The organism is Acidovorax sp. BoFeN1 (assembly GCF_003345135.1).
GTDB lineage: Bacteria > Pseudomonadota > Gammaproteobacteria > Burkholderiales > Burkholderiaceae_C > Acidovorax > Acidovorax defluvii.
The window spans coordinates 1-10925 of record NZ_QOZT01000108.1 but is presented as its reverse complement, the minus strand read 5'-3'; the positions used below and the strand labels follow the sequence as shown (position 1 = coordinate 10925).

At 62.1% G+C, this 10925-nt stretch carries 11 protein-coding genes; 1 reads left to right on the top strand and 10 read right to left on the bottom strand.

The window, feature by feature from the left end:
• Positions 1-140 precede the first annotated feature (140 nt).
• From minE to DTW89_RS17320, 4 genes are all read right to left on the bottom strand, one after another.
• A complete protein-coding gene (minE, locus tag DTW89_RS17335; RefSeq protein ID WP_024813570.1) occupies positions 141-407 on the bottom strand; it encodes a cell division topological specificity factor MinE in 267 nt (88 codons plus the stop codon).
• 3 nt (positions 408-410) lie between these two features.
• Positions 411-1226, bottom strand: a complete 816-nt coding sequence (minD, locus tag DTW89_RS17330; protein ID WP_024813569.1) for a septum site-determining protein MinD — start codon at positions 1224-1226, stop codon at positions 411-413.
• 43 nt (positions 1227-1269) lie between these two features.
• Complete coding sequence (gene minC, locus DTW89_RS17325; RefSeq protein WP_114656832.1) at positions 1270-2031, bottom strand: septum site-determining protein MinC; 762 nt, start codon at positions 2029-2031, stop codon at positions 1270-1272.
• Positions 2032-2155: 124 nt separating this feature from the next.
• Positions 2156-3025 carry an ion transporter gene (locus tag DTW89_RS17320; protein WP_114656831.1) on the bottom strand — a complete coding sequence of 290 codons (870 nt, stop codon included), beginning with the start codon at positions 3023-3025 and terminating at the stop codon, positions 2156-2158.
• A 116-nt stretch (positions 3026-3141) separates the two neighbouring features.
• On the opposite strand from DTW89_RS17320, the gene DTW89_RS17315 reads away from it, so the two are divergent.
• On the top strand, positions 3142-4074 hold the full coding sequence (locus DTW89_RS17315; protein ID WP_114656830.1) for a DMT family transporter: 933 nt from the start codon (positions 3142-3144) through the stop codon (positions 4072-4074).
• Between the two features lie 73 nt (positions 4075-4147).
• Here the strand turns inward: DTW89_RS17315 and DTW89_RS17310 are convergent, their stop codons facing one another.
• The 6 genes from DTW89_RS17310 to DTW89_RS17285 form a co-directional block, all read right to left on the bottom strand.
• Positions 4148-4990: a PhzF family phenazine biosynthesis protein gene (locus DTW89_RS17310; protein ID WP_114656829.1), complete on the bottom strand. Its 843-nt coding sequence runs from the start codon at positions 4988-4990 to the stop codon at positions 4148-4150.
• Between the two features lie 9 nt (positions 4991-4999).
• Positions 5000-5626 carry a CDP-diacylglycerol--serine O-phosphatidyltransferase gene (gene pssA / locus DTW89_RS17305; RefSeq protein WP_114656828.1) on the bottom strand — a complete coding sequence of 209 codons (627 nt, stop codon included), beginning with the start codon at positions 5624-5626 and terminating at the stop codon, positions 5000-5002.
• A 312-nt stretch (positions 5627-5938) separates the two neighbouring features.
• Positions 5939-7804: a zinc ribbon domain-containing protein gene (locus tag DTW89_RS17300; protein ID WP_147277677.1), complete on the bottom strand. Its 1866-nt coding sequence runs from the start codon at positions 7802-7804 to the stop codon at positions 5939-5941.
• A 38-nt stretch (positions 7805-7842) separates the two neighbouring features.
• On the bottom strand, positions 7843-9030 hold the full coding sequence (locus tag DTW89_RS17295) for a zinc ribbon domain-containing protein (protein WP_111865995.1): 1188 nt from the start codon (positions 9028-9030) through the stop codon (positions 7843-7845).
• A gap of 34 nt (positions 9031-9064) precedes the next feature.
• The gene (locus DTW89_RS17290; RefSeq protein ID WP_147277676.1) at positions 9065-10216 is read right to left on the bottom strand and encodes a zinc ribbon domain-containing protein; all 1152 of its coding nucleotides are present in this window, start codon (positions 10214-10216) and stop codon (positions 9065-9067) included.
• Positions 10217-10360: 144 nt separating this feature from the next.
• The coding region (locus tag DTW89_RS17285) for a hypothetical protein (protein WP_114656826.1) at positions 10361-10925 on the bottom strand (565 nt) is incomplete at its 5' end.

Genomic DNA, 10925 nt, shown 5'->3' with positions numbered 1-10925 from the left:
CGCCCAGGGGGCTGCAAGGCCTAACGCTTGGCAAAACAATGCTTCTTGCATCGGAACGGCTCCTGTTCAGGGGGTGTCAACAGATTTTTTTGAACTGTAGCGCTCCACCCGAAACGGAAGAGAGCCTGTTTCATCCCAAATCAGCGCACCGTATCGGGCAGCTCGATTTTCACTTCGAGCACTTCCAGGTTGTCCTGGCGCTCCAGGTGCACCTTGAGGTCGTCGGGGTTGATCTTCACGTATTTCGAAATCACCGCCACCAGTTCGCGCTGCAGCGCGGGCAGGTAGTCGGGCTCGGCGGCGTTGCGGCCGTTGCGTTCGTGCGCCAGGATGATCTGCAGGCGCTCTTTGGCGACGCTGGCGGTCTTCTTCTTTTCGCCCAGCAGGAAAGACAGGAATGACGCCATGGCTTATTTGCTCCCGAACAGGCGTTTGAAGAAGCCGGGCTTCTCGGCTTCGATGAAGCGCAGGGGCTTGTCCTCGCCCAGGAAGCGGTCGATCACGTCCTTGTAGGCCTCGGACACATCGCTGCCCTGGGCGTGGATGGCGGGGGAACCCTGGTTGGACGACTGCAGCACCACTTCCGACTCCGGAATCACGCCGATCAGCTTGATGCGCAGGATGTCCTGGATGTCCTCCAGGCTCAGCATCTGGCCGTCCTGTACGCGGCTGGGGTTGTAGCGCGTGATGAGCAGATGCTCCTTGATGGGCTCGCCGCCTTCGATGGCGCGCCGGGTCTTGCTGCCCAGCATGCCCAGGATGCGGTCGGAGTCGCGCACGCTGGACACCTCGGGGTTGGTCACCAGCAGCGCCTCGTCGGCAAAGTGCATGGCCATGAGCGCGCCGCTTTCAATGCCGGCGGGCGAGTCGCAGATGATGTATTCAAAGCCCATGCTGGCGAGGTCGGTCAGGATCTTCTCGACGCCTTCCTGGGTCAGCGCGTCCTTGTCGCGCGTCTGGCTGGCGGCCAGCACGAACAGGTTGTCGCACTGTTTGTCCTTGATGAGGGCCTGGTTCAGGTTGGCCTCGCCCTGGATCACGTTGATGAGGTCATACACCACGCGGCGCTCGCAGCCCATGATGAGGTCGAGGTTGCGCAGGCCGACATCAAAGTCGATCACGGCAGTCTTGTGGCCGCGCAGGGCGAGGCCGGAGGCAAAGCTGGCACTGGTGGTGGTCTTGCCCACGCCACCCTTGCCGGAGGTCACGACGACGATTTTGGCCATGTGTGCTGATTCTCTGTGGGGTTGATACGAATGAAATAGGGACTCAGACGAGCGGCTCGATGATGAGCTTCTCGCCATCGAGCCGCACCTGGGCCGGCTTGCCACGCACGTCGGCGGGCAATTCGGTCTCGGTGGTGCGGTAGATGCCCGCGATGGAGACCAGTTGCGGCTCCAGGCAGGTCGAAAAAATGCGGGCCTCGGTGTTGCCGCGCGCCCCGGCAATGGCACGGCCGCGCAGCGGGGCATAGACGTGGATATTGCCGTCGGCAATGACTTCGGCGCCAAAGCTGACTACGGCCATTACCACCAGGTCGGCACCCCGCGCATACACCTGCTGGCCTGAGCGCAGGGGTTTGTCGACCACCACGGTGCCGGGGCCGGGCATGGGCACTTCGCGCACGACCTCGTGCACCACTTCCACCTCGCGGATGACCTCGCGCACTTCGGGTGCGGGCGCTTCGGCGCGCGCGGGCGGGGCATCGGGCGCTGCGGCCAGGCCAACGGCGCACGCGGCCTTCATCTGGGCCGCACTGCCGCCGCGAACGGCCACGGGCAAGGTGCTGTGGCGGCGCAACTGCGCCGTGATGGCGGCAAAGTCGATGGGCTCTGGCGCTTCGCGCACCATGGCCAGGTCGATAAGCACCGGGTCGTTATCGAAAAAGCCCGGGGCATCGGCCACGCGCTCGGCCAGATCGGCGGCAAACTGCGCGGCGTCGGTGGTCTTGAGCACCACGGCCACCACGGGCAGAGAGGCGCTTTTGAGATCAAAGCTGGTGCGGGCTTGCGCCGCCGTTTCAAAGGCCATGAATGGATTGCAGGGATGAAGGGCGCGCCACCGGGCGCCGGGCAGGCACACCGCGGATGGGGCCAAAAGGGCAAAGTGTACTGTGCAGCACCCTGCAAAACCGTAACGCTCGGTGCATGCCGCCTCAACGGCGGGGTTCGTGCTGCCATTGCGGCAGGCGGGCGCCGCAATGCATGCAGTGCAGCGCCTCGGGCAGATGCCCTTCGGTCAGGCATTCGTGGCAGGTGCGGGTGGTGGGCACCGGCGTTGCAGACAGGCGCTGCGAGGTCATCTCGGCGGTGACGATGCCGGTGGGAACAGCCAGCGTGCCCCAGCCCAGCAGCATCATCACCGAGGCGATAAAACGCCCCAGCTCGGTTTTGGGGGTGATGTCGCCAAAGCCCACCGTGGTCATGGTGGTAATGGCCCAGTAAACCGACGTGGGAATGGTCGAAAAACCGTTCTCCGGCCCTTCCACCACGTACATCAGCGTGCCCATGACCAGCACGATCATCAGCACACCGGAGATGAACACGATGATCTTGCGGGCGCTGGCCTGCAGGGCCTGGCCCAGGCCCCGGTACTCGGTCAGGAACGAGGTGAGCTTGAACACCCGAAAGATGCGCAGCAGGCGCAGCACACGCACATCGATCAGTGCGTGCGCGCCCGGCAGCAGCAAGGCCAGGTAGGTGGGCAGCAGGGCCAGAATGTCCACCACGCCAAAAAAGCTGGTGGCATAACGCAGGGGTCGCCGCGTGCAGGCCAGACGGGCCAGGTATTCAATCGTGAACAACGCGGTAAAGCCCCACTCTGCCCAGGTGAACTGCCGCTGCCAGCGATCGTGCAGCGCGGGTACGCTGTCGGCCACCACCACGGAGATGCTCAGCAAGATGGCGACGATCAGCGTCACATCAAACAGACGACCGGCGCGTGTGTCGGCCTCGAAGATGGTGGTGTACAGGCGCAAACGCCAGCCCTGCAGCGGGACATCGGGGTTGGGGGAAGCCAGGGGCATGGAGCGGCGGTGCGTCAATGGATGAAATGAACGGGCGTGAGGGTTGCCACTGTAGTACGTTGCCATTCACCGGCCACCACCCGGCTGCCGGACAGGGCCCTGACCATAATCAGCGCATGCCTCAGCCCACCACCCGCAAAGCCCATCTCGACTCGCTGGCGGTCTGCCTTTTGCTGGCCTGCTGCATGTTCTGGGGTTTCCAGCAGGTGCTGGTCAAGGCCACGGTGGCCGAGGTGGCGCCGGTGTTCCAGGCGTTTGTGCGGTTTGCGCTGGCCACGGTGGCAGTTGCGGTCTGGTGCATGTGGCGCGGGGTGCAGCTGTCCAGCGCCGCGGAGCCCGCGGGTGCCCTGCGCGCCGGGCTGCTGGCGGGCGTGCTGTTTGCCGGCGAATTTGCCTGCATCTACCTGGGCCTGCAGTACACCACCGCCTCGCGGCTCACGGTGTTTCTGTATGCCGCGCCGTTCTGGGTGGCCGTGCTGCTGCCGCGCTTCATCCCGGGCGAGGGCCTGAAGGGCTGGCAGTGGCTGGGCCTGGCCGCCGCCTTTGTGGGCGTGGGCCTGGCCCTGGGCGACGGGCTGCTGGGCCCCGCCAATGCGGCGCTGCCGCAGGCGTGGCTGGGTGATCTGCTGGGCCTGACGGCGGGCCTGATGTGGGCGCTGACCACGGTGGTCATCCGCACCACGCCGCTGGCGCGCGTGGCGCCCGCCAAGCAGCTGCTCTACCAGGTGGGGGTGAGCGCCGTCGCGCTGCCGTGGCTGTCGCTGGCGCTGGGAGAGCCGTGGAACTGGCAGTTCAGCGCATTTGCCTGGGGCTCGCTGCTGGTGCAGGCGCTGGTGGGTGCGTTTGTGAGCTACCTGGCGTGGATGTGGATGCTGGCGCACTACCCGGCCACGAAGATCTCGGTGTTTGTGTTTCTCACCCCCGTGTTTGCGCTGCTGTTTGGCGCCTGGTGGCTGGGCGAGCCCATCACCGCAGGGCTGGTGGCCGCGCTGGTCCTGGTGGCGGCGGGCATCGTGCTGGTGAACCGGCGGCCCGCAGCGGGGGGCTGATTCAGGAATAATGGTCAAAAATGGGTTTTGCGCTTATCCATCAAGCGCCAGTAGCTATCTTATTTATAGTAATTTATTCATCGCTGCGCATCCACCGCGCCGTGCCCGACACACGGATGGAGCTGCCGGGCACCGGCCCGATCTCGGCCCGCAGGCGTGACCGCATGCCCATGTCTTCGCCCTGCACGACGTCGATGGCCCCGCCATGGGGCCAGCCCAGGTCGCGCAGGTAGCCCGCCAGCGCCGCCGTGGCAGCGCCCGTGGCGGGGTCTTCCAGCACCCCGCCCGAGGCAAATGCGTTGCGCGTGTGAAAGAGCTGGTCTGACTCCACCACCACCAGCACCACCGTGACCAGGCCGGATGCCAGCATCAGCGTGCGGCCCGCGTCCAGCGCGTAGTGCATGGCCGCCAGCCGTGCGCGGCTGCGCAAGGCCAGCACGGCGTGGTCTGCACCGCCGTGGATGAGCGCAGGCGGGATGCGGGGGTCGAGGTCGCCAAATGCCAGGCCAAACAGCGCGAGGAGGCTGTCCAGCAGGCCGGCAGGCAGCGGCCCGCTGCGTGTGGGGGGCGACAGCAGTGCGGCCTGCACCAGGTCGCCGCTGCCGCGGCCTTCCACCGTGATGCGGGCGTGGGAGAGCGCCAGGTCAAACACCCCGTCGCCCTCACGCCGCGCCAGCGCTGCGCCCAAGGCAATGGTGGCGTGCCCGCAAAAGGGCACCTCGGTTTCGGGGGAGAAGTAGCGCACGCGCCAGCCGCCGCTGCCCTGCGGCGCCGCAAATGCGGTTTCTGAAAACCCCACCCCGGCTGCGATGCGCTGCATCTCGGCAGGCGGTGGCAAGGCATCGCCTGTCCACACCCCGGCGGGGTTGCCGCCCACGGGACCATCGGAAAAAGCAGCGATTTTCTGCAGCGGCATGGTGGCGCCTCAGAGCTTGGGAATCCTGATGCGGCTGATCATCAGCGAGCCCGACACCGCAAACACCAGCACCACCGGGTGCAGCACAAAACCACCCAGCATCACCTGGCCAAACCACAGGTTCTCGCGCACGGCGCCCAGGTAGGCTGCCAGTGCCATGAGCCCCACCAGCACGATGGAGGTGGGGATGGGCGTGCCCTCAAAGTATTTGACCTTGCCATCGTCGCCCGACAGCGTTTCGGCCGTGACGTTGTAGCGCGCCAGGCGCGACACGCCGCAGGCAACAAAATAGGCCAGCACGATGCGGTCATAAAGCCCCTGCATGCCGCAGCCATAGGCAATGATGGCAGGCGCCACGCCAAACGAGATGACGTCGGCCAGCGAATCGAGCTCGCGGCCCAAGGCCGAGCTTTTCTGGCGCCAGCGCGCAATGCGGCCATCGAACACATCAAAGATCAGCGCGGCCAGCACCAGGGCGCAGGCAAAGTAGATGTGCACCACATCGCTGGTCTCCAGGTACGACATCACCGAGAACAGGGCTCCCACGCCACAAACCGCGTTGCCCAGCGTGAACCAGTCCGCCAGGTGGAACTCGCGGATCATCGAAAAGCGTTTGGGCGGGGGGGAAGAATTCATCACAGTGCGCTCCTGGGTGGTTAAACCGGTGCAAGCCCTCTTTGGGAGGCGAAAGGTCCTGAACTGGTTCCAAGAGGGGGCGGCCACCTGCTGCGCCGGCCGCAGCCCCAAGGTTCGCACCATTATGAAGGGCGGCAGGTGTCGGGGCTTTCTGCCAATGGCCGCGCGGCAGCGCAAAAGCGGGCGAGTGTCCAGCCTGGCCCCGGGAAGAGCCTAGGAACGCACATGGCGATCGTGGCATGGCCTGTTCGTGCGGCGTGGCCCCGCCAGACCACCCCGGGGCCATCAGGGGCACCGGGTCTGGACGGTACTTCAGCCAAGAGACAAAGATGTGCCGCAACTCTCACAAAAGGCATCAGCGTCAGCATGCGGCGCGCGACAGGTCGGACAATTCTGTTGCCGAGCCGCGCTCTTTTGAGTACGAGTTGACTTACCGCCACCAACATCTAAACGGCCATCTGCCGGGGCAGCGGAGGCACCAGCGGCCTGCAAGATGACACCGACAAGGGATTCCGCAGACAACGCGCCATGTGCACTGGTGGCAGCACCCAAATGATTCAGCGCACCCAGCCCCGCCATGCGTTGGGCATCTTCCGCCGCCCGTGGAGCCACCACGATGCTTTGCTCTCCGGCAAACTGCCGCACCAGATTTTTCAGGTACTGTGCCTCTTCTGGTCGGCTCACCATCCCTGTGATGGCGCGTTCCATCACGCTGCCATGGCTCTGATGGCCAAAGACCACACTGCGCAACTCCATCACCCATACACGCAGTGTCATGTTCTCAACGTTGATGACATCGCGCTCAGTAAAAACACGGTCTTGCAAGCGGTTGCCGATATCGATTTTGGACCGGATAAAGCTGCCCTCCATCTCCACCCAGGTCAAAGTAGATTCGAAGTCAAACCGCCCCCAAAGGGTGTGTGCATTGCGAAACGCGTAGCCACCAACCGCTACCAGCGACAAACCCAGCGATGCAAATCCCAAAACGGGTCGCCAGTCTCTCAAGGGATCAAACTGGACAGCAAATACCACCAGCGCCATAGCACCCGCGAGCGTCAGCGCCACACCCAGCACGTCAATCACCATCAGCCAGAAAAACCGAGGGTAAGCCTGCACCACAGACCAGTCCATCTTGCTAAACGCCCGCGGCGCCATCGGTTGGCTTTCTTCCAGCAATTGCGCTTTGAAGTTTCCAGTGCCTTCGTTCAAGGCAATATCGGGAAGCACTCGCGCATACCGCCGGTTTGGGATGCGATGCACCCAATTGCGCTGCATTTCACGGTCCAATTCCTGCATGAGCAGGTTCGGGTCGCTGTTGAAACTGACACGGTCCTGGGTATCGACCTTGCTGACTGGTGGTGGCAGGTCGATGTGGCGCTGCACGGCAATGAAAAACACCACCTCAATGACGACCAATGCCAATAGGATGATGAACGCTTGTGTACCAAAAGTCGCCCACGAAAGGTCAGGCAGCGCGTTCTGGAAGAACCCCAAAATTACCGGCCCGAGGACGGCCAACAAGACCAGGAGCACGACCTGTGTAAGGTTAAAGCTGACTTTGGCTCTCACTCCATTGCCCGAGATGGGCTTGACCGCCATGAACACCACCAGCGCGAGGAAGAAAGCACCAACCGCCCCCTGCACAGGCGAGCCCCAGGTGAAAAGCATGGCCACGAGCATGATCACCAACAGAAAGGCGTAGGAGGCCAAATTGGAGAACCGGCTCTGCAATACGTTCTGGATGTACGCCGGCGCGGTTATGAGGTTTTTAATCAGGGAGTACAGCACGCCGTTGAGCGCCCCGCTAGGGATGGCAAACTCCAGCGCGCCTTGGCGCACGGTCTGCATCAGACTCTTGGCGGCGTTGGAGAGGCCCATCTGATCGGCTTGAAGCTCAGTGGCCAAGCCCGCTGGCTGGCCACGGCCAAAAAATACCCGCAACTGCTGACCGATGCGCACGAAATTCCAGGCCGACAACACGAAAAGCCCCACACCCAATGCAACCGGCACCACAAAACTGCCCAACGCTTGGACCACAAGGTGTTTACGGGCCAGAAACATCAACGCTACGGAACAAACCAGTAAGATGCTCGCGCGAACACCCCACAGAATATTTTCGATACGGTAGGGATTGGGGAAATCAAGCTGCGCTTGTTCGGAGCTGTATTCGTAGGACATGGAAAACGGTTCGAGGTACCAAAAAATACGGGGCGGAGTTATTGCACGCGTTTGTAGGTAAGTTGGAAAATACCCAGATCAACAATGGCTGTATTCTTGTCGCGCATTTCAAAAATATAGCTTTCTGCCGTTCCTTCAGGCGTCACTTTTACGCGATTACCATTCACCTCGAAATTACATTTGATCGATGCGCCGCCCATCTCCATGGTGTCGCTGGTGAAAGTAAACGACACTCCCAAACTCGCGGACTGGCCAGCACTACCGAACGGCCCAAAACTTCCGGTATCCATGTGCCATTTGCCCTGCAGCGGGTGCCCACCGAAACTGAATAACTTAGCAAGGCCCGCAAACAAACCACCGCCCATTGCCGCTGACACAGTCTTGCCCTGGCCTGCACTTGCGCCCTGTGCCGAAGCGTATTGCTTTTCGAGTTCCGCCTTGTACACGGGGCCGGTCGCCCATTGGCCATCGCGCAAGCCGAACACATCAGGCACCTGCTTTTGCAGCTTGCCATCTTGGAATTTCCAACCCGTTAGCTGTCCGAGCAGCTCGCTTTGCACGTTGGCCTTTTCCAACCAAGGCGCCGCATCCGTGGCCTGCAGCACCAGCTTGGCCGCAACCGTGTGCAGCTTGGGCGTTGCCGCATTGTCCAGGGCTTTTTCGCTGGGCTTCTGGATGTCAACAATGTCTGTTATTTCAACGCCCTTTGCCAGACACAAGCGTCCACCATCGCGCCATTTCACGAGTTCTGGCGTCGCCGCGTATTGGATAAGGGGGCTGGCGAAATAACCACCGCCCATCACAACCGTCCCCGGGCTATACAGCCCGGCCTCCACCAACGTGTTGAGCCAGTTTTGCGTGCGTGTGTCGTGTCGCGCGGCGTTGAATTTATCCACGCCGTAGTCCATGTTCGACAAACAAAGCTGCCTTTTCGAGCGCTGAAGCAGACCCTCGCCATGTCCCGCCTTTGCCGCGGCCAATAGCCGTGCACTGGTAGGCGCAGGCGGTGTCAACGCAAAGTAGGCAGCGGCAACGCCAACCACGAGCAAACTGCCCAACGCAACCGACGCATACAGTATCTTTTGAGACCCCAAAGCCAGACGCTGCGCCCCCCCCTCAAGCGGTCGCTGCGGAACCTCGTGCTTGCGTAACGCAGCGCCACAGTGTTCGCAAAACGCTTCCGTATCAGCATTCGAAGTGCCGCATTTCGTACAGAAAATAGCCATGGTTTACACCGCGCGTCTGAGAGTGCCGCGAAAGTTATTTGAGCTTGTGCCCGCAACTGCCACAAAACAGATCGTCGGCATGGATGCCTTCGTGGCACTGAGGGCAATGCACAGCGGTCTTGGCGGCGGGGGATGGCACCGCGCCAGCCACCGGTGCGGTGGCCGCCTGCGGCATGGCCTGACGCGCGCGCTCAGCTGCCATGCGCGCGCGCTCCTGTGCCTCACGGGCTTTTTGCTTGGCTTGCTCCAGATGCGTCTCCAGGGCCCCCTGACTCGCCGCAATGTCCAGCCCAGCAGTAGCAGACAAGTACACCAGATTGACACCCATGATGAGAACCTGAAACATAAGGGTGGTGGCGACGCCGAAGATCAGTCCAGTAGCGAGCATGCCGGCATACAAGTGCCCACCGCCACCGCCCATGTCCATTCCCCCGAGAATGCCCACGATGGAAGACATGCCGCCCCCCAGCATACCGGGGCCGACGATGGCGGCAGCCAGTCCGGTCATGAGTCCATATCCGGGGAAAAGCGCTGCCAGCAATAGCAGGGCAATTACCGACATCACCACATACAAGCCGAGCAGCAGCGCTACGACCTGGATAAGGCGAGTTCGTGCCACTGCGTATACCAGCGATAAAGACTCCTTGAACGAGCGCCCATCCCAGACCGCTGGTGTGAACAACGGCACGGCGACCCATGTGATCGCCGTGAAGGTCACCCCGGTCAGCACCACTAGCACAGGGTGCGCCACAAACAGCAGCAATGGCCCGATACCTGGCAATTTGCAGACAAAATACACCAGCGAAGCCACCATCGTCAGGCCCAGGGCCAGTCCCAAAAGCACCAGGGCAAAGCCGATGAATTTGGGCAGGCACGTCAGGCCAAACAGCAGGGCGTCCACCATGGAGCGCGGCTCGATCGCCTTGGCCCGGTCCATCAACATCACGCCCGCACCCGAAAAGCCAGCGGCCACGACGACCACCACAAGCAACGCGATAAAAGCCGAAATGAGCGCCCCCGCTCCACCTCCCAGTCTGAAAGCCAGAAATTGGCCCGCCACCATAAGTAGCCCGGCAGCGACAAGCGTCAGGAATCCGAGCAACATGGGACGCCACTGCGTGAGCCCTTCGGCTGCGCGCAGTAACTGCGAAAAATCAATGCGCGGCGCGCTTGTCGGTTGACCCATATTCCGCCCTCTTGAGATTGATGTAGTTTAAAAAAGTCGCGCTTCAGGCACGAATTCACAGAAACAGCGACCGACGGAGCCGTTTTGCATGGGATATGCGTGCCCGGCTATGGGCGGCAATACGGCACGCAACGGATGTAACCGTTAGACCTCTGTTTGCAGTCTGCCGGCCTTGACTGTGATGCGCTCAACGCCTTTCGGTACTGAATCATCAGCAACCTTGGACACCGTGATGGTGTTGCCCTTGCTGGTTTGCACAGTCCCGCTGGTCGCGGCGACTTTGCGGGCTCTGGCATCGACCGGCGTCAACGCGACAACAATTTCCGAAGAGCCGCGCTCGTCAGCCACACGCTGGGCCAAAGTCTTGAGCTTGTCCATGGCAGCGTCATGCTCAGGTGTGCCTTTGGCGGACAGCGGAATGTCCAGGCTGACTGACTCGAAAGCTTGATATTTTTTGGTTTCACGCGTGTTCTTGTCGGTGACGACCACTTCCTTCGTTTTCACATCGCTGGCACGCACTTTCTGCCAAGCAGGCAATGCAGCGAAAGCCGCCACCGCTTCATTTCTCGCCTGCTCTGCGGCGGCAATTTCTCCCTGCCGTGCTTTTTCAAAGCCCACGAAGCCACCCACCGCAGCACCCACGGCGCAACCCACTGCTGCATTGCCCCCCCCAAGCTTGGCCAACAAGGCCTGTCTCTTATACACCTCT

Coding starts and splice junctions, on each gene's coding strand:
- DTW89_RS17300 (WP_147277677.1), bottom strand. CDS start 7,804: ATGTCCTACGAATACAGCTCCGAACAAGCGCAGCTTGATTTCCCCAAT.
- DTW89_RS17310 (WP_114656829.1), bottom strand. CDS start 4,990: ATGCCGCTGCAGAAAATCGCTGCTTTTTCCGATGGTCCCGTGGGCGGC.
- minC (WP_114656832.1), bottom strand. CDS start 2,031: ATGGCCTTTGAAACGGCGGCGCAAGCCCGCACCAGCTTTGATCTCAAA.
- DTW89_RS17320 (WP_114656831.1), bottom strand. CDS start 3,025: ATGCCCCTGGCTTCCCCCAACCCCGATGTCCCGCTGCAGGGCTGGCGT.
- minD (WP_024813569.1), bottom strand. CDS start 1,226: ATGGCCAAAATCGTCGTCGTGACCTCCGGCAAGGGTGGCGTGGGCAAG.
- minE (WP_024813570.1), bottom strand. CDS start 407: ATGGCGTCATTCCTGTCTTTCCTGCTGGGCGAAAAGAAGAAGACCGCC.
- DTW89_RS17315 (WP_114656830.1), top strand. CDS start 3,142: ATGCCTCAGCCCACCACCCGCAAAGCCCATCTCGACTCGCTGGCGGTC.
- pssA (WP_114656828.1), bottom strand. CDS start 5,626: ATGAATTCTTCCCCCCCGCCCAAACGCTTTTCGATGATCCGCGAGTTC.
- DTW89_RS17290 (WP_147277676.1), bottom strand. CDS start 10,216: ATGGGTCAACCGACAAGCGCGCCGCGCATTGATTTTTCGCAGTTACTG.
- DTW89_RS17295 (WP_111865995.1), bottom strand. CDS start 9,030: ATGGCTATTTTCTGTACGAAATGCGGCACTTCGAATGCTGATACGGAA.